Annotated in this window: 23 protein-coding genes; 8 read left to right on the top strand and 15 right to left on the bottom strand. The window is 67.3% G+C overall.

The window, feature by feature from the left end; translation table 11 throughout:
* Positions 1 to 13 precede the first annotated feature (13 nt).
* Together BM436_RS09230 and BM436_RS09225 are read right to left on the bottom strand one after the other, a co-directional pair.
* Positions 14 to 886 carry a serine hydrolase gene (locus BM436_RS09230; protein WP_093555206.1) on the bottom strand — a complete coding sequence of 291 codons (873 nt, stop codon included), beginning with the start codon at positions 884 to 886 and terminating at the stop codon, positions 14 to 16.
* A gap of 199 nt (positions 887 to 1085) precedes the next feature.
* The gene (locus BM436_RS09225) at positions 1086 to 2084 is read right to left on the bottom strand and encodes a sulfate ABC transporter substrate-binding protein (protein ID WP_093555205.1); all 999 of its coding nucleotides are present in this window, start codon (positions 2082 to 2084) and stop codon (positions 1086 to 1088) included.
* Positions 2085 to 2317: 233 nt separating this feature from the next.
* On the opposite strand from BM436_RS09225, the gene BM436_RS09220 reads away from it, so the two are divergent.
* Together BM436_RS09220 and BM436_RS09215 are read left to right on the top strand one after the other, a co-directional pair.
* A complete protein-coding gene (locus tag BM436_RS09220; RefSeq protein WP_229489721.1) occupies positions 2318 to 2809 on the top strand; it encodes a GNAT family N-acetyltransferase in 492 nt (163 codons plus the stop codon).
* Between the two features lie 23 nt (positions 2810 to 2832).
* Positions 2833 to 3420, top strand: a complete 588-nt coding sequence (locus BM436_RS09215; protein WP_093555203.1) for a putative 2OG-Fe(II) oxygenase — start codon at positions 2833 to 2835, stop codon at positions 3418 to 3420.
* 10 nt (positions 3421 to 3430) lie between these two features.
* Here BM436_RS09215 and BM436_RS09210 read toward each other — a convergent pair whose 3' ends face one another.
* Positions 3431 to 4252, bottom strand: a complete 822-nt coding sequence (locus BM436_RS09210) for a class II glutamine amidotransferase (protein WP_093555202.1) — start codon at positions 4250 to 4252, stop codon at positions 3431 to 3433.
* 201 nt (positions 4253 to 4453) lie between these two features.
* Between BM436_RS09210 and BM436_RS09205 the strand changes: the two genes are divergently transcribed.
* The 6 genes from BM436_RS09205 to BM436_RS09180 all read left to right on the top strand — a co-directional run bounded on the left by BM436_RS09205 (position 4454) and on the right by BM436_RS09180 (position 10280).
* Complete coding sequence (locus BM436_RS09205) at positions 4454 to 5287, top strand: EAL domain-containing protein (protein ID WP_093555201.1); 834 nt, start codon at positions 4454 to 4456, stop codon at positions 5285 to 5287.
* Between the two features lie 93 nt (positions 5288 to 5380).
* Positions 5381 to 6085 carry a YcbK family protein gene (locus tag BM436_RS09200; protein WP_093555200.1) on the top strand — a complete coding sequence of 235 codons (705 nt, stop codon included), beginning with the start codon at positions 5381 to 5383 and terminating at the stop codon, positions 6083 to 6085.
* 45 nt (positions 6086 to 6130) lie between these two features.
* On the top strand, positions 6131 to 6538 hold the full coding sequence (locus tag BM436_RS09195) for a hypothetical protein (RefSeq protein ID WP_093555199.1): 408 nt from the start codon (positions 6131 to 6133) through the stop codon (positions 6536 to 6538).
* Between the two features lie 22 nt (positions 6539 to 6560).
* Entirely contained in the window at positions 6561 to 7343 is a 783-nt protein-coding gene (locus BM436_RS09190; RefSeq protein WP_093555198.1) for a transporter substrate-binding domain-containing protein, read from the top strand.
* On the top strand, positions 7343 to 8002 hold the full coding sequence (locus tag BM436_RS09185) for an amino acid ABC transporter permease (RefSeq protein ID WP_177307072.1): 660 nt from the start codon (positions 7343 to 7345) through the stop codon (positions 8000 to 8002). Before BM436_RS09190 ends, BM436_RS09185 begins: the two co-directional genes overlap by 1 nt.
* An 85-nt stretch (positions 8003 to 8087) precedes the next feature.
* The gene (locus BM436_RS09180) at positions 8088 to 10280 is read left to right on the top strand and encodes a putative bifunctional diguanylate cyclase/phosphodiesterase (protein WP_307664877.1); all 2193 of its coding nucleotides are present in this window, start codon (positions 8088 to 8090) and stop codon (positions 10278 to 10280) included.
* 50 nt (positions 10281 to 10330) lie between these two features.
* On the opposite strand, the gene BM436_RS09175 is transcribed toward BM436_RS09180, so the two are convergent.
* The 12 genes from BM436_RS09175 to flgB all read right to left on the bottom strand — a co-directional run bounded on the left by BM436_RS09175 (position 10331) and on the right by flgB (position 20445).
* Positions 10331 to 11374: a hypothetical protein gene (locus tag BM436_RS09175; RefSeq protein ID WP_229489715.1), complete on the bottom strand. Its 1044-nt coding sequence runs from the start codon at positions 11372 to 11374 to the stop codon at positions 10331 to 10333.
* Between the two features lie 6 nt (positions 11375 to 11380).
* Positions 11381 to 12295: a flagellar hook-associated protein FlgL gene (flgL, locus tag BM436_RS09170; protein ID WP_093555197.1), complete on the bottom strand. Its 915-nt coding sequence runs from the start codon at positions 12293 to 12295 to the stop codon at positions 11381 to 11383.
* Between the two features lie 8 nt (positions 12296 to 12303).
* Complete coding sequence (flgK, locus tag BM436_RS09165; RefSeq protein WP_093555196.1) at positions 12304 to 13674, bottom strand: flagellar hook-associated protein FlgK; 1371 nt, start codon at positions 13672 to 13674, stop codon at positions 12304 to 12306.
* A gap of 92 nt (positions 13675 to 13766) precedes the next feature.
* Positions 13767 to 14210 (bottom strand): hypothetical protein, encoded by a 444-nt coding sequence (locus BM436_RS09160; RefSeq protein ID WP_093555195.1) that lies wholly within the window; start codon positions 14208 to 14210, stop codon positions 13767 to 13769.
* Between the two features lie 13 nt (positions 14211 to 14223).
* Positions 14224 to 15336 carry a flagellar basal body P-ring protein FlgI gene (locus BM436_RS09155; protein WP_093555194.1) on the bottom strand — a complete coding sequence of 371 codons (1113 nt, stop codon included), beginning with the start codon at positions 15334 to 15336 and terminating at the stop codon, positions 14224 to 14226.
* 96 nt (positions 15337 to 15432) lie between these two features.
* The gene (gene flgH, locus BM436_RS09150; protein ID WP_093555193.1) at positions 15433 to 16095 is read right to left on the bottom strand and encodes a flagellar basal body L-ring protein FlgH; all 663 of its coding nucleotides are present in this window, start codon (positions 16093 to 16095) and stop codon (positions 15433 to 15435) included.
* Positions 16095 to 16886 carry a flagellar basal-body rod protein FlgG gene (flgG, locus tag BM436_RS09145; RefSeq protein WP_177307070.1) on the bottom strand — a complete coding sequence of 264 codons (792 nt, stop codon included), beginning with the start codon at positions 16884 to 16886 and terminating at the stop codon, positions 16095 to 16097. The genes flgH and flgG overlap by 1 nt, the downstream gene beginning before the upstream one ends.
* A 22-nt stretch (positions 16887 to 16908) precedes the next feature.
* On the bottom strand, positions 16909 to 17637 hold the full coding sequence (locus BM436_RS09140) for a flagellar basal body rod protein FlgF (protein WP_093555191.1): 729 nt from the start codon (positions 17635 to 17637) through the stop codon (positions 16909 to 16911).
* 14 nt (positions 17638 to 17651) lie between these two features.
* Positions 17652 to 18926, bottom strand: coding sequence for a flagellar hook protein FlgE (locus tag BM436_RS09135; protein WP_093555190.1), 1275 nt, complete (start codon positions 18924 to 18926; stop codon positions 17652 to 17654).
* Positions 18927 to 18970: 44 nt separating this feature from the next.
* The gene (locus BM436_RS09130) at positions 18971 to 19642 is read right to left on the bottom strand and encodes a flagellar hook capping FlgD N-terminal domain-containing protein (protein ID WP_093555189.1); all 672 of its coding nucleotides are present in this window, start codon (positions 19640 to 19642) and stop codon (positions 18971 to 18973) included.
* Positions 19643 to 19645: 3 nt separating this feature from the next.
* Complete coding sequence (gene flgC / locus BM436_RS09125; RefSeq protein WP_093555188.1) at positions 19646 to 20062, bottom strand: flagellar basal body rod protein FlgC; 417 nt, start codon at positions 20060 to 20062, stop codon at positions 19646 to 19648.
* A gap of 20 nt (positions 20063 to 20082) precedes the next feature.
* Positions 20083 to 20445, bottom strand: coding sequence for a flagellar basal body rod protein FlgB (gene flgB / locus BM436_RS09120; RefSeq protein WP_093555187.1), 363 nt, complete (start codon positions 20443 to 20445; stop codon positions 20083 to 20085).
* Positions 20446 to 20654 lie beyond the last annotated feature (209 nt).

The following is a 20654-nucleotide window of genomic DNA, read 5'->3' as shown; positions in this document are numbered from 1 at the left end:
TTATTCTGTCAAGTCAGGTGGCGCGGCGGCGGCGGGGCGGGGTGGCGGGGGCTTTTTTGCGCAGCGTGCGCTTGGCGGCGCGCGGCTTTTCGTTTTCTTCTTCGCCGCCGATGAAGCGCCGGATCTTGAAGGCGTCCATCAGCCGCGCAGAACTGGCGCCGGCGTTCAGCAGCACCAGCGTGGCGTTGCGGCCGGCCGATTTGATGCGCATGATCAGGCAGCGCCCCGCCTCCTCGGTGTAGCCGGTCTTGGACATGCCGATGTCCCAGCCCTTGGCCCCCACCAGCCGGTTGGTGTTGCGGTATTCGACCTGGCGCCCGTTGATGTTGATCATGTCCTTGCTGTCGGTCGTCATCTCGCGGATGGTCTCGTACTTGGCGGCGGCGGCCGCCATCTTGACCAGCTCGGCGGCGGTGGACTTGTTGTTCGGCGACAGCCCGGTCGGCTCCTCGATCACGGTCTGGGTCAGGCCCAGCGCGCGGATCTTGGCGTTGACGGCGCGCCGGAAGCCGGCGTCGCCGCCGGGGAAGGTGCGCGCCAGCGCGGCGGCGGCGCGATTGTCGGACGACATCAGCGCCAGCTGCAGCACGTCGGCGCGCGAGATCGACGCGCCCACCGGCACCCGCGAGGTGCTGTGCTTGAGCATGTCGACGTCCACCCGGTCGATGTTGATGGCCTCGTTCATGTCCTGCTTGGCGTCCAGCACCACCATCGCCGTCATCAGCTTGGTCAGCGAGGCGATCGGCACCACGGTGTTGGCGTTCTTTTCAACGAGGATCTTGCCGGTGTCGTCTTCGACCACCAGCACGGATTGCGAGCCGAGCGGCAGCGCCATGGCGGCGGCGCTCAAGGACATCAGCAACGCGGCTACTGTTTTCTTGATCATGATAGGTTCGTGTTCGGGGTTGAGGGGAGCGGCGGCATACAAAATGTTTCTAGCTGTACGGCAATAGTCCCATAGAGGACGATACAGTAAATTGCTGAGCTCGTCCATGGATAGTCTGGCGCGCGCGTCACCCGCGCCACGCCGTGGACGAAAAAAAGCCCCGCGGCGCGAACCGCGGGGCTTTTCCGGGGGATGGGACTTATTTTGTCGAGTAGATCTTGTCGAATTCGCCGCCGTCGTCGAAGTGCTTCTTCTGCGCCGCGCGCCAGCCGCCGAACACCTCGTCCACGCTGATCAGGTTGATGGGCTTGAAGTTGGCCGCGTATTTCTTGGCGATGGCCTCCGAGCGGGGACGCAGGTTGTGCTTGGCCAGGATCTCCTGGCCGGCGTCCGAGTACAGGAAGTTCAGGTAGGCGGTGGCCGGCTTGCGCAGGTTGCGCTTGTCGACCACCTTGTCCACCACCGCCACCGGCGACTCGGCCAGGATGGACGACGGCGGGTAGACGATCTCGAAGGCGTCGCCGAACTCGCCGGCCACCAGGTGCACCTCGTTCTCGAACGTCACCAGCACGTCGCCGATCTGGCGCTGCGCGAAGGTGGTGGTGGCGGCGCGGCCGCCGGTGTCCATCACGGGCACGTTCTTGAAGATCTTGCCGACCAGCTCGCGCGCCTGCGCCTCGCCGCCGCCCTTCTTCAGCACCGAGCCCCAGGCGGCCAGGTAGGTGTAGCGGCCGTTGCCCGAGGTCTTGGGGTTGGGGATGATGACCTTGACGTCCGGCTTGGCCAGGTCGGCCCAGTCCTTGATCTGCTTGGGATTGCCCTTGCGCACCAGGTACACCACGGTGGAGTAGAACGGCGCGGCGTTGTTGGGGAACTTGGTCTTCCAGTCGGCGGTCACCAGGCCGCGGTCGGCCAGCAGGTCGACGTCGTTGGCCTGGTTCATCGTCACGACCGAGGCCTCCAGGCCGTCGGCCACCGAACGGGCCTGCTTGGACGAGCCGCCGTGCGACTGGTTGACGGCGACGGTTTCGCCGGTTTTCTTCTTGTAGTCGGCGATGAAGGCGGGGTTGATGTCCTTGAAGACTTCGCGCATCACGTCGTACGACACGTTGAGGATGGTGGTGTCGGCGGCCACGGCGCCGCCGGCCAGCAGCAGGCGGCGCTGGCTCGACTTATTTTTGAATTGGGATTTGGTCATCGTGGGCCCTGGTGAAAAAACTGGGTTGCATGGTCTATAATTCGCGCCGGAAAAGATACGAATTTTTCGTAATATGCTTAGATTTCCCGTCTGGTGTATAGTCGGGCTGTGCGCCGGGCGGGGGCGTTTGATTATGCCGCCCGATGGATTTTATCGGGAATATTTTGTGAGCACACATGAGTCTTGAAATTCGTATTGCTGCATCGGACGACGCTTTTGCGGCATGCAATGTGTTGCGGCGATCCATCGCCGAATGCTGTGTCCTCGATCATAAAAACGACCCCGCCATCCTGGGCGCGTGGCTCGGCAACAAGACCCCGCAAATGGTGGCCAGCTGGTTCGAATCGCCCACCAACCATTCGCTGGTGGCGGTGCTGGACGGCGAGATCGTCGGCGTGTCGCTGCTGACGGGCGCCGGCAAGCTGGCGCTGTGCTATCTGCTGCCCGAGGCGCGCCGCCACGGCGCCGGCAAGGCCATGCTGGCCAAAATGGAGGAGACCGCGTGCAACTGGGGCGTGAAGGCGCTGCAGCTGCACAGCACGGCCACCGGCGAGGAATTCTTCGCCAGCCAGGGTTACATCCGTGCCGGCCACGTGCGCTCGCCCTACGGCGTGGACACCGTCTTCTTCTGGAAGCAGCTCGACAGCGGGGGCGACGACGTGCCGGCCGAGGCCGGCGCCGCCGCCAAGCCGCGCAAGCGCTTCTGCAACTGCAACTCGGCCTGACCGACTTTTCCTCCCCCTTGCCCATGCCCGAAATCGCCGTCAGCCGCCAGGACATCTTCCCCACCACCATCTGGTCGTTCGACCTCGCCTACCTGCAGCCGTATTTCCCGTTGTGGCTGGACGCGGTGCGCCAGTGGCGCGCGGCCCAGCCGCAGGCGGGCGGCCGCGGCCGGCGCGGCTGGACCAGCGAGCCGACCCTGTTCCAGCAGCAGGCCTTCGAGCCGCTGCACACGGCCGCGCAGGCCGCGTTCGGCCAGGCGCTGCAGGAAATGCAGCTGCCCGGCGCGATTCGCTTCCGGGTGGAGGGCTGGATTGGCGTGCACGACGAGGGCGGCTTCAGCATGCCGCGGATCCAGCCGAACCGGCTGCTGAGCGGCTGTTTCACCCTGCAGGCGCCGGAGGGTTCGGCGCCGCTGCTGTTCCGCGATCCGCGCCCGGCGGTGGCGCTGGGGCAGGTGGCGGGACGCGGCTTCAACGGCGGCGGCATGACGGCGGCGCAGCCCCTGGCGGGGCAGTTGCTGGTGTTTCCGAACTGGCTGGAGCATCAGATCGAGCCGCACCCGTCGGCCACGCCGCGGGTCGCCATCGGCATGAACGCCGTCGCCGCCTGAACCGGGGACGCTAGCACACCGCGCAGGCGCCCGCCCGCGCGTGCCGCGTTCCTTGCAGCGCCAGCGCGGCGCCATCCACCACCTTCCCGTCCGCGAACATCTTCAGCTCGCCCGGCACGAAGGCCGTCCAGCTTTCGTTCGAGGTCAGCGGCTGCGTGGCGATCACGGCGATGCGGTCGTCGCGGCCGTTGTGGCGGCGGAAGTCGATGCTGCGCTCGCAGTCGATCAGGGTGGCGGTCGAGAACGGATATTCGCGCGCCACGTAGTGCAGCTGGGTGGAGCAGTGCGCGAACAGCGTGGCGCCGTCCGACAGCAGGAAGTTGAACACGCCGTGCACGGCGATCTCCGCGCTCAGCTCGGCCACCGCCACGTACAGCGCGCGCCGGCCGGGCGCCTCGCGGAAGCGGTCGGCCAAGCCGGACAGCAGGTGGCAGAAGGCGCGTTCGCTGTCGGTGTCGTCGTCCGGCGCGTACAGGCCCTCGTCCGGATCAAAACCCTTCAGGTCGCCATTGTGGGCGAACGACCAGGTGCGGCCCCACAGCCGGCGCGTGAACGGGTGGCTGTTCTCCAGCGCGACGCGGCCCTGCGTGGCCTTGCGGATGTGCGCCACCACGTTGTGCGCCTTGATGCGGCGCCGCTTCATTTGCTCGGCCAGCGGCGAGGCGGTCGAGGCGCGGTGGTCGGTGTATAAACGGCAGCCCTGCCGCGTGTGGAAGGCGATGCCCCAGCCATCCTTGTGCTCGCCCGTGCGGCCGCCGCGTTCGGCGAATCCCGCGAAGGAGAAGCGCAGGTCTGCGGGCTTGCTGCTGTTCATACCGAGAAGCTGGCACATGGGCGGATCCGTGGAAGATTGCTGATGGGCTTACGATATCAACGCCTTTCCGGGCCAGGAAGGAATGTTTCATCATATGCATATACACGGCGCGTTCCCGCCGGCTTATTCGGAAAGCGAATAACAAACGGTGAAACCATTCCTTCTTGCCGCGGCGCCGCCCGGATAATCTTCGGGTATTGCAGCGAATCAGGAGTACGCATGAGTTTCCCCGTCTTGAACCAGTATCTGGCCCGCCTGTCCGATCAGAGCACGGCCTCCACCAGCATCCGCCTCGACCCGCAGGGCCGCGCGCTCGGCCGCTTCTTCAACTGCACCATGACCAGCGCCTTCCAGCCGGTGCGCGAACTGCACCGCGGCGAGGTGGTGGCCTACGAGGGCCTGGCGCGCAGCGTGTCCTCCGCCGACGAGGGGCTGTCGCTGTGGAAGCTGCTGGACCACGCGGCCAGCGACGACGAGTCGGTGGAACTGGACCGCCTGTGCCGCATGCTGCACGCGATTAACTTCTTCCGCCAGGAGGACAGCGGCGACGCCGACCTGTACCTGAACGTGCACGACCGCCTGCTGAGCGCCGTCAGCAGCAACCACGGCTACGCCTTCCAGCGCATCCTGGACGCGCTGGGCCTGCCCATCGCCCGCATCGTGCTGTTGTTGCCGCCGGTGACGGCGCAGCAGGGCTGGCTACTGAATTACGTGGCGGACAATTACCGCCGCAACGGCTTCCGCTTCGCCGTCAGCGCGGGATCGGCGCGCGAGGGACTGAACTTGCTGGAGCGCGTGCGGCCGGACGTGGTGCGCCTGGACGCCCGCTACCTGCAGGACGAGGAGGGCATCGTGGCGTTGCTGGCGCAGAGCGCGCGGCAGAACGCCGGGGTGGTGTTCAAACGACTGGAGACGCGCGAATCGCTGCAGGCGCTGCAGCGCATCGGCGAGGCCGCCGGCGCGCCGCTGCTGGCGCAGGGCTATCTGCTGGACGCGCCCCGCACCCTGCTGCGCGACGCCATCCGCGAGCAGGGCCTGGGCGCGGCGGCTTAATTTCGCCTTAAAGTTGGCGCGCACTCTTAAAGAGGTTTCTCAACTCCCCCCGCTCACGCTATAGTGTCCGCTAATTGTTTCAACGGAATTGCTATGGTAACGCGCAGAGACTTCTTACAGACCGGATCGGCCCTGGCGGCCGCCGGTTTCATCGCCGCGCCGCTGATCGGCTGCGCCGCGCGCGCCGAGACGGTGGCGCGCAATCCCCGCCCCAGGGCGCCCACCGTGCTGGCGCAGAACACGCCGCGCGCGCCCGCGCCGGAGGTCGACATCGAGCCGCCGCCGGACATCTTCGACGCCCAGGCGCTGGACCTGGAATTCTGGCTCAAGCCGCGCACCATCAGCGTGACGCGGCCGGCCAGCGGCGAGAAGGCCAGGCTGCTGTACTGGCGCGACGGCGAGATGATCGACTCGGCCTACCAGGAACTGTGCCACCTGCTGCGCGACGTGAACGGCAAGGAAACCGCGCCCATCGACCCCAAGCTGCTGGAAACGCTGTGGGGCGCGCAGGCCTTCGTGGCGCGCTACGGCATCGAGAGCCCGGTCGAGATCCTGTCCGGCTACCGCACGCCGGCGTCGAACAAGCGGCTGATCGAGGAGGGCGTGCCGGCCGCGCGCCAGTCGCTGCACATCCAGGGCCGCGCGGCGGACGTGCGCATCGCGCACTTGAACGAGGAGGTGCTGGGCGGGCTGGTGCGCAGTTTCCGCCAGGGCGGCGTGGGCTTTTATTACCGCGCCGGGCCGCGCGGCGGCTGGATCCACGCGGACACCGGCCTGAAGCGCACCTGGAAAGGGTGATGTTGTACACTGTCGGATTCGATTGGTTTTACCGACAGGAAACCCATGCAGGATGTGATGAATGAGCGCCCGCGCTTCCGCCCGGTGCCGTGGACGGCGCTGGAAACCCCGGCCGACGTCGAGCTGTGGATAGAGGAGCACAACCTCGCGCTGAAGGAGCATATCGGTCCCAACGAGACCGGCTACGGCGTGTGCTTCAACCTGGCCGAGGGCGGCGAGATTTACATGCAGACCACGCAGGACGGCGCGGTGCTGCTGGACGTGTCGTCCGAGGCCGAGTGGGTGTCGCCGCTGATCGTGGCGGTGGCGCGGGTCGAGCCGCCGGCCGGCGCGCTGTGGGTGCTGCCGGACGACAAGCTGGTGCAGCTGATCATCGGGCTGAGCGGCCTGATCGCCAGCTCCATCCTGGTGGCGGGGCATGATTTCGGGCGCGGCCAGCGCCGCCGTTATTAACCACAATTTGAGGACGGTCCAGATGCGTACACCCTTGAAGCTGGCCGCGGCGGCGCTGCTGGCCTGCGCCGCGCTGCACGCGTCGGCCGCCGACCTGCTGGCCACCGCGAAGGCGCGCGGCACCCTGAAAGTGGCGATGGAGGGTACTTATCCCCCGTTCAACTACAAGGACCAGAAAACCGGCGAGCTGGCCGGCTACGACGTGGACGTGGCCAGGCTGCTGGCCGCGAAGCTGGGCCTGAAGCCGGAATTCGTCACCACCGAGTGGGCCAGCATCCTGGCCGGGCTGGCCAGCGGCAAGTACGACGTGATCGTCGCCCAGGTGGGCATCAATCCCAAGCGCGAGCAGGCCTTCGACTTTTCCGTCCCCTACATCTATTCGGCGCCGCAGCTGATCGTGCGCAAGGACGAGACGGCGCAGTACAAGGCGCTGGCCGACCTCAAGGGCAAGAAGCTGGGCGTGGGCCAGGGCAGCGTGTACGAGCAGCAGGCCAAGGCGGTGCCCGGCATCGACGTGCGCAGCTACCCGGCGGCGCCGGAAAACCTGCGCGACCTGGCGGTCGGCCGGGTCGACGCCGCGCTCAACGACAGCCTGATGACGGCCTACCTGCTGAAGACCACGGACCTGCCGATCAAGGCCGGCGCCAAGGTCGGCGCGGTCGAGCGCATGGGCATCCCGTTCAAGAAGGGCAATCCCGAGTTCAAGGCCGCGCTGAACAAGGCGCTGGCCGACGCCGCCGACGACGGCAGCCTGAAGGCGATTTCGGTGAAGTGGTTCGGCGCGGACGTCAGCAAGGCGCCCTAGTGGAGTTGCTGGCCCTGTTGCGGGAGGCCGCGCCGGCCATGCTGACCGGCGCCGGCTACACGCTGGTGTTCGCGGTGTCGGCCATGCTGGGCGGGCTGCTGCTGGGCTTTCCCACCGCCGTGCTGCGCATCCTGCCGTGGCGCGCGCTGGCGTGGCCGGCCGCGCTTTACGTGAGCGTGATGCGCGGCACGCCGCTGCTGGTGCAGATGTTCGTCATCTATTACGGCCTGCCCAGCGTCGGCGTCGAGTTCACGCCGGTGACGGCGGGCATCCTGGCGCTCAGCCTGAACGCCGGCGCCTACCTGTCCGAAAGCCTGCGCGGCGCCATCCTCAGCGTGGCGCGCGGCCAGTGGTGGGCCAGCTACAGCCTGGGCATGGGCTATTTCCAGACGCTGCGCCACATCGTGCTGCCGCAGGCGCTGCGGGTGGCGGTGCCCGGCATGAGCAACACCCTGATCAGCCTGATCAAGGACACTTCGCTGGTGTCCGTCATCACCCTCACCGAGTTGATGCTGTCGACCAAGGAGGTCATCGCCACCACCTTCCAGCCCTTGCCGCTGTACCTGGCGGCGGCCGCCCTCTACTGGGCGATGAGCCTGGCCTTCGAGGCGCTGCAGCGCCGCGCCGAGCGCCGCCTGAACCGGGCGCACGCCCGCTAAAGTGTTGTTTCCGTGTACACGCGGCGGGCCAGGGGGCGCATACTAGTCTAGAATTGATCAGGACAACGCAAGACTTAGGGGTGTGATGGACAAGGACCTGCACGCTACAGCTTTTTTCGCCCCCCATGTGCTGGACACCGTCCTGGGGGATGACGCGCCATTGGCCCCGTTCGCCGCTTCCGCGCTCGACGCGCCGGGCATGGCGGACTACGCGCTCAATCCCGAGCGCCTGCGCCACGAGCAGGAACAAGCTTATTTCAACGATATCTACCTGCTGGCGCCGGTGGGCTACTACGTGCTGGCCTTCGACACCACGGTGCTGCAGATGAACCTGGTGGGCGCGGACCTGCTGGGGCTGGCGCGGGAAAATCCGGGCAAGGCGCAGTTCCGCCACTTCATCGCCGCGCGCTTCCTGCCGGACTTCGACGTCTTCGTGCGCAACGCCCTCAACAGCGCCACGCCGCTGCGCTGCGACCTGCAGATGACGCGCGGCCGGCCCGGCGAGCAGGGCTTCCCCGTCACCTTGCGCGCCAGCGCCGACGGCAGTGGCCAGGCCTGCCGCGTGATGCTGGAACTGGCCGAGGGCAAGCAGTCCGCGCTCGAGCGCAGCGAGGAACGCTTCCGCCGCATCGTGCACAGCGCGGAGGAGGGCATCTGGGAAATCGACAGCAGGGCCCGCACCTCCTTCGTCAACCCGAAAATGGCGCAGATGCTGGGCTATGCGATCGAGGAAATGCTGGACCAGCCGCTGGTGGCCTTCATGGACGACGAGGGCCGCGCCATCATGGAGCGCAACATCGCGCGCCGCCAGCAGGGTATCGCCGAGCGCCACGAGTTCAAGTTCATGCGCAAGGACGGCAAGGAGCTGTGGACCACGCTGGCCACCAACCCCATCTTCGACAACGACGGCGTCTACCTGGGCGCGCTGGCGCTGGTGACCGACATCACGGCCAGCCGGCAGTCGTCCGAGCTGATCTGGCGCCAGGCCAATTTCGACGCGTTGACCGGGCTGCCCAACCGCCACATGCTGCACGACAGGCTGGCGCACGAGATGAAGAAGGCCAGGCGCGAGGGATTGCTGCTGGCGCTGCTGTTCATCGACCTGGACCAGTTCAAGCAGATCAACGACAAGTTCGGCCACGAGCAGGGCGACGCGCTGCTGGTGGAGGCCGCCGCCCGCATCACGGCCTGCGTGCGCGCCTCCGACACGCTGGCGCGGCTGGGCGGCGACGAGTTCGTCGTCATCGTGTCCGGGCTGGACCACGTGTCCAGCGCGGAGCGGGTGGCCCAGCACATCATCGCCGCGCTGGCCCGCCCGTTCGAACTGGCCGGCGACAGCGGCCACGTGTCGGCCAGCGTGGGCATCGCCTTCTACCCGTCGGACGCCTCCGAGGCGGACGAGCTGCTGCGCCACGCCGACCAGGCCATGTACGCGGCCAAGAGCGCCGGGCGCAACCGCTACAACTACTTCACGCCGGACTTGCAGCAGGCCGCGCAGCTGCGCCAGCAACTGACGGCCGACCTGCGCTGCGCGCTGGCCGGGGACCAGTTCGAGCTGTACTACCAGCCCATCGTCAACCTGGGCACCGGCATGATAGAGCGCGCCGAGGCGCTGCTGCGCTGGCGCCACCCGCAGCGCGGCCTGCTGCACCCGCAGGATTTCATCGCCTGCGCCGAGGCCAGCGGCCTGTTCGTCGAGATCGGCGACTGGGTGTTCCGGCGCGCCGCCGAGCAGGTCCAGCTGTGGCAGCGCGAGCTGGGACGGCCGTTCCAGGTCAGCGTGAACCAGTCGCCGGCGCAGTTCCGCGGCGACGCGGCCGCCGGCTGGATGGACTACGTGGACCAGCTGCAGCTGGCGCCGCGCTCGATCGTGGTCGACATCACCGAGGGCATCCTGATGAACCAGGACAGCCAGGTGCTGGAGCGCCTGCGCAGCTACCGCGCCATGGGCCTGCAGGTGGCGCTGGACGATTTCGGCACCGGCTACGGCTCGCTGGCGCACCTGCGCAATTTCGACATCGACTTCATCAAGATAGACCGCAGCTTCGTGCGCGACATGGTGGGCGATTCCGGCGACCTGGCGCTGTGCGAGGCGCTGATCGTGATGGCCCACAAGCTGGGGCTGAAAGTGGTGGCGGAGGGGGTGGAGACGCGCGCGCAGCAGGCGCTGCTGGCGGCCGCCGGCTGCGACTACGCGCAGGGCTATGTGTTCGCGCACGCGGTGCAGGCGAACAAGTTCGCCGCCATGGCGCGCAACGGCTTGCCGCGCCTGCCGTAGGACAAGTAAAGCGTGGGGAGGGGCGGACCCATCGGGTCCGCGGCGGGCGCTTAACGCAGGCCGAGCAGGGCCATCACGCGGTCGCGGTTGATGCCGGTCAGCGCCGAGGTCAGGCTCAGCAGGGAGGCGTAGCTGCTCTCGCTGGAGGCCGACACGAAGTTCTGGGCGGCCAGGTCCATGCCGGCCGCGCTCACCTGCGGCATGGCCTGGGTGGCGCGCTGGCTGGCGTCGTTGAGCGCCAGGTTGACCTTGGACAGCGCCGCCTCCACGTGGTTCAGCGCCTGGATCACCTGGTTCAGCGTGGCGCGGATGGCCTCCACGTCGCTGGTCTGCCACGCCTCGGGCGTGATGGCGGCCGGTTCCGGCTCGGTGCGCAGGCGGTTCAGCTGCCCGGTCGGGAAGCGGATGCCGCCGCCCTGCACGGCCAGCGTGTCGCGCACATTGGCCCATTCGGATTCGGGGGTGGCGAACTCCAGCTCGCCGTTGTCGCCCAGGCCGACGGCGACGTTCACCGGCGCCAGCGCCTGGTTGAAGCGCTGCACGATCTCCTCGTCCGACAGGCCCGGCTCCAGCTGCACCGAACGCAGGCCCTGGGCGCCGTTGCCGACCGCGATGGCCAGCGTCTCGCGCGCGCCGTGGCGCAGGTTGGCCATGTTCATGCCGCGCACCTTGAAGCGCTGCACCGAATTCTCGCTGCTGTAGGAGAGCTGGTTGTCCAGCGTGCCGCCGGACGCTTCGGCGCGGTTGCGCCAGGTATCGCTGAACTGTCGCACGCGCGCCTCCAGCTGGCCGTCGCGGCCGGCGCGGCTCGCCAGCCTGGAACTCAGTTCCGCCTTCAGGGCCCGCAGCTGGGCCGCGCTTTGCTCGAGGAAGTCGACCGCCTGCTGCGCCCCGGAGATGTCGCGCTGCAGCGGCTGGTCCCAGTTGCTGACGCCGCGGCGCGGCACCGGCGCGGCGGCGGAAGGGGCGGCGGCCGCCTCGGGCGCGCCAGCCTGCGCCGCCTGGCCGGTCTCGTCGACCTTGCCGGCGGTGCCGGACTTGCCCGTCCCGTTGGGGGCAAGTCCTGTGGTGCTGGAGCGCTGGGCGATTTGCATGCGAGTTTACAGAACGTTGAACAGTGACAGGTTGCTTACCTTGGCATAGGCCTTGTAAGTGGATTGTAACGCGATATTGTAGCCATTCAGTTCGGTGGCGGCCAGACCGTAGTCCAGCTTGCCCAGGTCTGTCATCGCCATCTGGTTCGACAGGCTGACGTTGCCGTGGTTGTCGGCCAGCGTGCTGAGGATGTTCTGGGCGCCGCCGAACTCGGCGATCTTGCCGGAAATCAAGCTCATCGCCGTGTCCGAGCCGGTCAGCGCGTCCTTCAGCAGCTCGCGCATGGCCGGGTCGTTGGACGAGACGCCGTCGGTCTCCAGTCCGCCGAGCACGGCGTCGATCCGGTTCAGATAGGTTTCCAGGCCCTGCACGTCGACGTTGGCGGTCTGCGCGATGCCGTTGCCGACCACCACTTGCTGCTTGTTGTTGTTGCCGGTGTAGCTGTAGCGCGAACCGGGCGCCGCGCTTTCATCGAAGGTGATGGCGGGGGTGTCGGTCAAGGTGCCGGAGAACACGTAGCGGCCCTCGGCGTCCTTCACGTTGGCGCTGTACAGCATGCTGTCGCGCAGCGATTCCAGCGATTGCACCATGGACTGCAGGTCGTCCGGCTGGGTGCCGCCGCCGTCCAGCGCCCAGACCATCAGGTCGCGCACCTGGTTGATGTCGCCGACCACGCTGGTCAGATAGGTTTCGTTCTTTTGCAGGCGGATCTTGACGGCGTCGATGTTGGCGCGGTGCTGGCCGAGGATGGCCTCCTCGCGGTTCAGGCGCGAGATGCGCACGTTGTTGACCGGGTCGTCGGACGGCACCTGGATGCGCGAGCCCGACGCCATCTGCGCGGTCAGCTTGGAGATCTGCTCCTGGTTGGTGTTCAGCGACCGGTTCATCGAGGCCTGGAACTGGGAAGTGGCGATACGCATGGTGGTTCCTAGTTGAACATCGCCAGGGTGGCGTCGAAGAGGGAATTGGCCACGGCGAGCGCCTTCATGTTCGCCTGGTACATTTGCTGGAACTCCATCAGGGCCACGGCCTCCTCGTCCTGGTTCACGCCGCTGGTCGACTTCCAGTCGTCCTCGGCCTGCTGGCGGATGGTGGTGGCGGTCTTGAGCAGCGCCTGGTTCTGCTGGCTGTCGATGCCCAGCTTGCCGACCAGTTGCGTGTCGGCGTCGCCCAGCAGCACGGGGCCGATCGAGCCCAGGTTCACGGTCCGGGTCTTGATGCCGATCAGGGCCTGCAGGTTGGCGCTGTCGCCCGGCGTGCCGTCGGCGGAGAACGCCAGGTCGCTGGCCTTGAACGAGGGGTTGATCTGCAGCATGCCGGTGGTGCTGGCGGCGTCGAAGGTGAACAGCGGGCCGCCCGGGTTGCCGGCCGCGTCGAAGCCGGCCTGCAGCTGGGTGTTGATCATGGCCGACATCTGCTCGGCGGTGTCGATGATGGACTGCTGCAGCGGCTTCAGCGTGTTGGCGACATAGTCGCTCAGGCCGCCCATCTGGCCGCCCAGCTTGGTGTCCTCCAGCACGAAGCGGGTGCCGCCGAAGCTCAGCGCCAGCACGGCCTCGCCGCTGGCGGTTTCGAAGGTCAGCGAGCTGGACTGGGTGCCCACCACCAGCGGCTGGCCGGTGCGCAGCGCCACGTTGCGCGCGCCGTCCGGCTGTTCGATCACCTCGATCGCCACCTTGGACGCCAGCGCGTCGAGCGCCAGGTCGCGCTCGTCGATCAGCGTGGAGACGTTGGTGCCCACCGCCTGCGCGCCGATGATGCGCTGGTTCAGGCGGGCGATATTGGCGAGGTCGGCGTTCAGCGCCGGCAGCATGGCGCCGCGCTGCTGGTTCACCGACAATTCCTGGTTGGCGACCACGTTGTAGATGCTGTTGAAGTGCTGCGACATGGAATTGGCCGCCGTCACCACCTGCTGGCGCAGCGGGGTGGAGTTGGGTTCCACGCCGGCCGCGTTCAGGGCCTTGAAGAATTCGTCGATGCCGCTGCTCAGGCTGGACTGGTCGTCGCCCATCACCCGTTCCAGCTGCGACAGGTAGGGCTGGGACTGGCTGTACTGGCCCTGCTCGGACGCGGCGCGCCACATCTGCTGGGTCTTGTAGGAGTCGCTGAAGCGCATCAGGCCGGACACCTCGACGCCCATGCCGGGCGCCTTGCTGGAAATGCCGGGCGCCGCCGCCGTCAACAGCGCGCCCTGGCGCGTGTAGCCTTTGGTTTGCAGATTTGCAATATTCTGGCTGGTCGCGGTCAGCGCGGTTTGCGCTGCGACGGCGCCGGACAGGGCATTGTTGATGAAGCTCATGGGGCGAATCTTTCCAGAAAGGCATCAGGCGGCTTGCAATTTCGCATCCATCCGCCCGTTACAGTGTAAAGGCGACCGCTTTCGCGCGCCGATTAAATCGAAGAGCGAGATTTTGTGCTAGAAGGCAGCGGCATGCCGCCGCCGGGCAGGGCGGGCGGCGCGGCGGGCGCCGCGGTGGGGAGGAGTTGACGCAAGATGGCGTCGGCCACGCCGAAGGCGTGGCGCCCGGCCAGCTGGTCGGCCACCAGGTTGTCGGCCATGTCCAGCATGTCGTCGTTGATGCTGTCGCGGTGGCCGTCCTCGCCGTCGCCGGCCAGTTGCCGGTTGGCCGAGCGCATCTGGTTGAGCATCTTGCCAATGAAGAAAGATTCGAACTTGACGGCGGCCTCGGCGGCCTTGGCGCGGTAGGCCGCGCTGGCCGGATCGGTGTCGGCCGGCGCCTCGGCGCCGCCGGCGTTGCCGGCCACCGGCGCGAGCTTGTCTTCCTGTTTGCCCAGCGCGAGCTGGCGCTGCGGGATGGGGGCGAAGCGGTCCATGGCGTTCCTCTAGTTATATGACGACCAGTTCGCCCTCGATGGCGCCGGCCTGGTCCAGCGCCTGCAGGATGGCCATGATGTCGTCCGGCGAGGCGCCCAGGCTGTTGATGGTGTCGATGATGGTTTGCAGCTTGGCGCCGGCCGGCCAGTTGAACATCTGGCCCGAGCCCTGGTCCACGCTGACCTGGGACTGCGCCGACTGCTGCGTGGTGCCGCCCTGGCTGAAGGCGTTGGGCTGGCTGGTCTTGGTGCTCTCGGTGATCACCACCTTGATCGAGCCGTGGGTGACGGCGGCCGACTTCACGCGCAGGCCGTCGGCGATCACCACGGTGCCGGTGCGGGAGTTGAACACCACCTTCGGGTTCTCGTCGCCGACGTCGATGGACAGCGATTCCAGCTTGGCCATGAAGGCCACGCGCTGGGTCGGGTTTTCCGGCGCCGTCACTTCCACGCTGGTGCCGTCGCTGGTGGTGGCGATGTCGCCGAAGCGCTTGTTGATCGATTCCACGATGTTGGTCGCGGTCTGGAAATGGGGGTGGCGCAGCGACAGCCGCACCGAGGGCTTGGTGGCGAAGTCGCTGACGATCTCGCGCTCGATGATGGCGCCGTTCGGGATGCGTCCGGAGGTCGGGGTGTTGACGGTGACGGACGAGCCGCTCTTGCCGGCCGCCGACAGGCCGCCGACCACCATATTGCCCTGGGCTAGCGCGTAGACCTCGTTGTCGGCCGCGCGCAGCGGCGTCAGCAGCAGGGCGCCGCCGCGCAGGCTTTTCGCGTCGCCCAGCGAGGAGACCGTGATGTCGATCGCCTGGCCGCGGCGGTAGCCGGGCGGGAACACGGCGCTGACCATGACGGTGGCCACGTTCTTGCTCTTGGCGTCGGTGCCGTCCGGCACCTTGACGCCGAACTGCTTGAGCATGTTGATCACGGACTGGCTGGAGAACTTGACCTGGGTCGAGTCGCCGCTGCCGTTCAGGCCCACCACCAGGCCGTAGCCGACCAGCGGGTTTTCGCGCACGCCCTCGATGCTGACCAGGTTGCGCAGCGTTTGCGCGGCCTGGACCGGCAGGGCGCAGGCCAGCAGCAGGGGGGCGGCGGTGAGCAGGGACAACAGGCGGAGTTTCATGGCAAGACCTCGGGACGGCGGAAGCGGCGGAACGGCGGCGGTGTTAAAACGGCGAGAACAGATAAGAACATGCGAGCGACGCGAAAAACGGCTGGCTTAAAACGGCATCAGGGGGCCGGTGAAGAAGCGCACCAGCCAGCCCGGCGTGTTGGCGTCCGCCAGCGAGCCCTGGCCCGAATAGGCGATGCGGGCGTTGGCGATGCGCAGCGACGAGACGCGGTTCTCGGCGTCGATGTCGGCCGCGCGCACGTAGCCGCGCAGGCGCACGAACTCCTCGCCCTGGTTCAGCGTCAGCACCTTTTCGCCGGCCAGGCGCAGCAGGCCGTTGGGCATGACTTCCTGCACGATGGCGGTGACCGCGCCGGTCAGCGCGTTCTGCTGGGTGCTGGTGGCGTCGCCCTCGAAGGAGCGGTTGGCGCCCAGGTTCACGCCGGCCTTGGCGAAGGTCTTGCCCAGCAGGCTGGGCGGGGTGACCGCCACGCTGGCCTCCTTGCTGAAGGAGGTGCCGGCGCTCTTCGAGGCCTGGGTGGTTTCCTCCAGCACCACGGTGACCACGTCGCCGACGCGGAAGGCGCGGCTGTCCGAGGTCAGCGACAGGCCGGCGTCGACGGCGTAGACGCCGCCGGAGCTGCCGCGCGGGGCGGCCGAGCGCGCCAGCGTGGGCGCCTCGTCGAACGATCCCGGCCGGACGGCCGGCGGCTGGATGGCGGCGCAGCCGCCCAGCAGCAGCACGGCCAGGACGGGCAGGGCGGTTTTCATCAGCGCGCCGCCTGTGCCAGGTATTGCAGCATGTTCTCGGCCGCCGTCAGCACCTTGGTGTTCATCTCGTAGGTGCGCTGGGCCGCGATCATGTCGACCATCTCCTCGACCACCTGCACGTTGGAGCCCTCGAGGGCGCCCTGGCGCAGCTTGCCGAACTGGTCGGTGCCGGGATTGCCCTCGGTCGGCGCGCCGCTGGCGGCGGTCTCGGCGAACAGGTTCTCGCCCAGCGCCTGCAGGCCGGCCGGGTTGATGAAGCCGGTCAAGGTCAGCTGGCCGATCACGGCCGGCGTGGCGGTGTTGGGCATGGTGGCCGAGACCACGCCGTTTTCCGCGATGGTGATGGCGGTGGCGGTGACCGGCACGGTGATCTGCGGCACCAGCGGCAGGCCGGAGCTGTTGACGATGGTGCCGTTGGCGTCCAGCTGCAGCTGGCCGGCGCGGGTGTAGGCCGCCTCGCCGTTGGGACGGCGCACCTGCAGGAAGCCGTTGCCGTTGATGGCCACGTCCAGCGCGTTGCTGGTGTTCTGGATATTGCCGTTGGTGAAGATCTTGTGCGTGCCCACCAGGTGGGTGCCGTTGCCCAGCTGCACGCCGGACGGCGACAGCGTGTTGTTGTCGGCGCGCTGCGTGCCCGGCTGCTGGTCGATCGAGTAGAACAGGTCCTCGAAGGCCACGCGGTCGCGCTTGAAGCCGACGGTGTTGGCGTTGGCCAGGTTGTTGGCGATGGCTTGCAGCTTGGCGTCTTGCGCCTGGATGCCGGTCTTGCTGATCCACATTGCGGGATTCATGGTTGCTCCTTGGGTTTGTGGCTCAGCCGCCGATCAGGCGGTTGCCTGCCTCGGCCATCGCGTCGTTGGCCTTGAACAGTTTCATTTGGACGTCGAAGGTGCGGTTCAAGCTCATGGTGGCGACCATCTCCTCCACCGCCGAGACATTGCTGCCCTCGAGGTGGCCGGCCTGCACCGCCACGGTGTTGTCGGCCGCCAGCGCCTGGTTGTCGCGCGCCACCAGCAGGCCGGCGGCGTTCTTGGTCAGTTCGGCGCCCTCGGCCTTGACCAGCTTGAGCTTGTCGACCACCTGCATGTCGGCCGTGCCCGGGGTCTGGATCGAGACCGTGCCGTTGCTGCCGATCTCCACCCGCGTGTGCTGCGGCAGGCGGATCGGGCCGCCTTCGCCCAGCAGCGGGCGGCCGTTGACGGTCATGGTGCCGTCCGCGTCCAGCGTGATGGCGCCGGCGCGGGTGTAGGCCTCGCCGCCACCCGGCGGCTGCACCGCGAAGTAGCCCTCGCCGTTGATGGCGACGTCGAGGTCGCGGCCGGTGCTTTTCAGCGTGCCGGTGCGGTCCATCACGGTGTTGGCCTGCATCTCCGACATGTGGCGGTCGTCGTAGCCGTAGCCGCCCAGCGCGCGCGAGGTGGACAGCTCCATCGTCGCGCGGAAGCCGTTGGTGTCGATGTTGGCCAGGTTGTTGGCGTGCACCTGTTGCCCGCGCAGAGCCCGTTCGGCTCCGCTCATGGCGGTGTAGATCAATGCATCCATGGTTCAGGCCGTCCTTACATCGCCTGCATCAGGGACTGCAGCACCGCGCTCTCGGTCTGGATGACCTTGGAGTTGGCCTGGTAGTTGCGCTGGGAAACCATCAGGCCCACCAGTTCGGTGGTCACGTCCACGTTCGACTGTTCCAGCGCGGAGGTGGTCAGCGAGCCGGCCAGGCCCGTGCCTGGCGTGGTGTACAGCGGCGTGCCCGAATCCAGGTTGGCCTGCCAGCTGGTGTCGCTGATCGAGGTCAACTGGCTTTCCGAAGCGAAGGTCGCCACCGCGACCTTGCCCACGGTCATGCGCTCGCCGTTGGTGTACTTGGCCACCACCGAGCCGTCGCCGGCCAGTTCCACGCCGGAGAAGTTGCCGGCCGCGTAGCCATCGGCCTTGTTCACCGAGGTGGTCGCCTCGCCGGCCGAGTGTGTGCTGCCGCTGTAGTCGATGGTGATGTTCATGTCGCTGGCGCCGTTGGTGGTGTCCAGCACGGAGGGCTGGAACGTCACCGCGAGCGTCTTCGGCAGCAGGGGGTCGCCGCCGTTCACGTCCAGGATCTTGCCGTTGGCGTCGAAATGCAGGGTGGCCATCGGGATGCCGGCAAGGGGAGCGCCTTTGCCGTCGATGGCAAAGTGCACTTCAACCGTGTTGGGGGCGGCGGCCTTGACGAAATACTGGGTCACGCTGTGCTGGTTGCCCTGCGAATCGTAGACCACCGACACGCGCGACATGTTGTACGAGCTGGGGTCGGGGGTGGTGGCCGGCACGGCGACGGGATCGGGCGGCACGAAGGGGTTGACGGCCGGGTCCGGCGCCTTCCAGTCGGCCGAGAAATTGCTCAGATAGGACAGTTCGGTGCTGGCGACGGCGGGAATCTGGCCGCTCGGCAGGCTCAGGTCGCCCAGCGGGCCCAGCACGGTCGAGCCCGGCAGCTGCGCGAAGCCCTGCACGCGGCGGCCGCTCTGGTCGACCAGGAAGCCGGCGTTGTCGGAATCGAAAATGCCGACGCGGGTGAAGGAGGGCGCGTTGCTGCCGTCCTTGACCACGAAGAAGCCGCGGCCGTTGATGGCGGCGTCCAGGCCGCGGCCGGTCTGCAGCGTGCTGCCGACGGTGCCGATGGTCTGGGTGACGGAGCCGATGCGGGTGCCGCTGGCCTGGTCGCCGGAGTATTGCGAGGCGAAGTTGGCGCGGCTGGCCTTGAAGCCGAAGGTGCCGGCGTTGGCGATGTTGTTGGAGATGGTCCCCAGTTGGTCGTTGATGGCCTGAATGCCAGACAATGCGATATCTAAGCTCATGTTGAGAGTCCTTTCAAGGGTGGCGAGAGTGAGCGCTAGGCTACTTAGTTGCTGGCAACAGTTGTTTTGCCGTTAAAGGCGGTGATGGCGCTAGGCGACACCTCGCCGACATTCGATACATTCAAGACGATGGCGCCGCCCGAACCCAGGCGCACGCTGTTGAGGCGGCCGACGATGTCCAGCGGCGGGTTTTCCTGCGTGCTGGTCTCGACGCGCATCTTGTAATTGCCGGTCGGCAGGCCCAGGGCCGCCGGGTCCAGCGCGAACGGCACCGCGCCGGCCGACCGCATGCCCAGGTTGACCTTGTGCTCGACGCCGTCGACGCCGGTCAGCACCAGCGTGGTGACGCTGCTGTTCGAACCCAGCGTGAACTCGCCGCGGGCGGGCGTGCCGCTCGTCAGGCTGACCTGGTCGGTGGCGACCGACATTTCCGAGCCCACCTGCGCGCCCAGGGCCAGCGCCTGCATGCCCTGCAGCACGGTGGCGTTGGTGCTGGTCAGGGTCGACAGCTTTTGCAGCGCCTCGGTCTGCGACAGCTGGGTCAGCTGGGCGACGAACTGGCTGGGGTCGCTGGGCTCGAGCGGATCCTGATTCTGGATCTGCGCCACCAGCAGCTTGGTGAACATGGTCGAGGTCTCGCTGCCCGAGGCCAGCACGTTGCCGCTGGCGTTGGTGGCGGCCGCGCCGTTGGTATTGGTGAACAGATTGGTTTGCATGGCTTAGCCTTCGCCGAGTTTCAATAGGGACTGCTGCATGGAACGGATGCGGCCCAGCACTTCCACGTTGGTTTCGAAGGCGCGCGAGGCCGACATCATGTCGGTCATCTCGGCCACCTGGTTGACGTTGGGGTAGAACACCCAGCCCTCGGCGCTGGCCAGCGGGTTGCCCGGGTCGTACACCTTGCGCAGCGGTTCGCTGCTCTGCACCACGTCCAGCACCTGGACGCGGCCGCCCGCGTCGGCGTTGTCGCCGGTCTGCATCACGGTGGCGAACACCGGCTTGCGCGCGCGGTAGGTTTCGTTTTCGCTGCCGGCCACGGAGTCGGCGTTGGCCAGGTTGCTGGCCACGGTGTTCAGGCGCACGGTCTGCGCCGCCATGGCCGATCCGGCGATCTGGGAAATGTCTTTGAAGCCCATGGTGTGCTTTCTTCTGCCGCTTATTGGCCGCTGATGGCTTTGGCCAGGCCCTTGAGCTTCATGTTGATGAAGGTCAGGCTGGTCTGGAATTCGCTCGCGTTCTGCGAGAACGCGGCCTGCTCGACGCCGATCTCGACGGTGTTGCCGTCGCGGGTCGGATGGAAGGGCACGCGGTACAGCGCGTCGCCGTCGCCCTCGAGCTGGGGCTCGCCGGCCGCGCCGGCCTGGGTCTGCGCCAGCGTGGCGGCGAAATCCATGTCGCGCGACTGGTAGCCGGGCGTGTTCTCGTTGGCGATATTGGTCGCCAGGATGCGCGTGCGGTCCGCCCGCAAATGGAGCGCGTCGGCGTGCACGCCGATCGCGTCCTTGAAATTGATACCCATGCCCATCCTCCTCTGGAAACGCAGTCGCCCATGTAAAATGTCAGCCGTGTGGTCGGTGTTCGCCACGGCCCTCATCATAAAGGTAATTGCCCATGTTCAACAAACGAATTCTAACTCCGTTCGCAGCCGCAATGGTTGTTGCCGTGCCAGATTTTAGTGCGGCGGCCTCGACAGCCGAGCAGACTGTGGCGCGGGTGGAACAAACGGCG

It is taken from the genome of Pseudoduganella namucuonensis (assembly GCF_900116645.1).
In the GTDB taxonomy this organism is placed as follows: Bacteria; Pseudomonadota; Gammaproteobacteria; order Burkholderiales; family Burkholderiaceae_D; genus Rugamonas; species Rugamonas namucuonensis.
The sequence above is the reverse complement of the archived record's forward strand: the minus strand, read 5'-3'. Positions and strand labels throughout refer to the sequence as shown.

What these genes read in the sequence shown, in the direction of transcription:
- BM436_RS09230 (WP_093555206.1), bottom strand. Translation starts at nt 886, where the DNA reads ATGATCAAGAAAACAGTAGCCGCGTTGCTGATGTCCTTGAGCGCCGCC.
- BM436_RS09225 (WP_093555205.1), bottom strand. Translation starts at nt 2,084, where the DNA reads ATGACCAAATCCCAATTCAAAAATAAGTCGAGCCAGCGCCGCCTGCTG.
- BM436_RS09215 (WP_093555203.1), top strand. Translation starts at nt 2,833, where the DNA reads ATGCCCGAAATCGCCGTCAGCCGCCAGGACATCTTCCCCACCACCATC.
- BM436_RS09210 (WP_093555202.1), bottom strand. Translation starts at nt 4,252, where the DNA reads ATGTGCCAGCTTCTCGGTATGAACAGCAGCAAGCCCGCAGACCTGCGC.
- BM436_RS09205 (WP_093555201.1), top strand. Translation starts at nt 4,454, where the DNA reads ATGAGTTTCCCCGTCTTGAACCAGTATCTGGCCCGCCTGTCCGATCAG.
- BM436_RS09200 (WP_093555200.1), top strand. Translation starts at nt 5,381, where the DNA reads ATGGTAACGCGCAGAGACTTCTTACAGACCGGATCGGCCCTGGCGGCC.
- BM436_RS09195 (WP_093555199.1), top strand. Translation starts at nt 6,131, where the DNA reads ATGCAGGATGTGATGAATGAGCGCCCGCGCTTCCGCCCGGTGCCGTGG.
- BM436_RS09190 (WP_093555198.1), top strand. Translation starts at nt 6,561, where the DNA reads ATGCGTACACCCTTGAAGCTGGCCGCGGCGGCGCTGCTGGCCTGCGCC.
- BM436_RS09180 (WP_307664877.1), top strand. Translation starts at nt 8,088, where the DNA reads ATGGACAAGGACCTGCACGCTACAGCTTTTTTCGCCCCCCATGTGCTG.
- BM436_RS09175 (WP_229489715.1), bottom strand. Translation starts at nt 11,374, where the DNA reads ATGCAAATCGCCCAGCGCTCCAGCACCACAGGACTTGCCCCCAACGGG.
- flgL (WP_093555197.1), bottom strand. Translation starts at nt 12,295, where the DNA reads ATGCGTATCGCCACTTCCCAGTTCCAGGCCTCGATGAACCGGTCGCTG.
- flgK (WP_093555196.1), bottom strand. Translation starts at nt 13,674, where the DNA reads ATGAGCTTCATCAACAATGCCCTGTCCGGCGCCGTCGCAGCGCAAACC.
- BM436_RS09160 (WP_093555195.1), bottom strand. Translation starts at nt 14,210, where the DNA reads ATGGACCGCTTCGCCCCCATCCCGCAGCGCCAGCTCGCGCTGGGCAAA.
- BM436_RS09155 (WP_093555194.1), bottom strand. Translation starts at nt 15,336, where the DNA reads ATGAAACTCCGCCTGTTGTCCCTGCTCACCGCCGCCCCCCTGCTGCTG.
- flgH (WP_093555193.1), bottom strand. Translation starts at nt 16,095, where the DNA reads ATGAAAACCGCCCTGCCCGTCCTGGCCGTGCTGCTGCTGGGCGGCTGC.
- flgG (WP_177307070.1), bottom strand. Translation starts at nt 16,886, where the DNA reads ATGAATCCCGCAATGTGGATCAGCAAGACCGGCATCCAGGCGCAAGAC.
- BM436_RS09140 (WP_093555191.1), bottom strand. Translation starts at nt 17,637, where the DNA reads ATGGATGCATTGATCTACACCGCCATGAGCGGAGCCGAACGGGCTCTG.
- BM436_RS09135 (WP_093555190.1), bottom strand. Translation starts at nt 18,926, where the DNA reads ATGAGCTTAGATATCGCATTGTCTGGCATTCAGGCCATCAACGACCAA.
- BM436_RS09130 (WP_093555189.1), bottom strand. Translation starts at nt 19,642, where the DNA reads ATGCAAACCAATCTGTTCACCAATACCAACGGCGCGGCCGCCACCAAC.
- flgC (WP_093555188.1), bottom strand. Translation starts at nt 20,062, where the DNA reads ATGGGCTTCAAAGACATTTCCCAGATCGCCGGATCGGCCATGGCGGCG.
- flgB (WP_093555187.1), bottom strand. Translation starts at nt 20,445, where the DNA reads ATGGGTATCAATTTCAAGGACGCGATCGGCGTGCACGCCGACGCGCTC.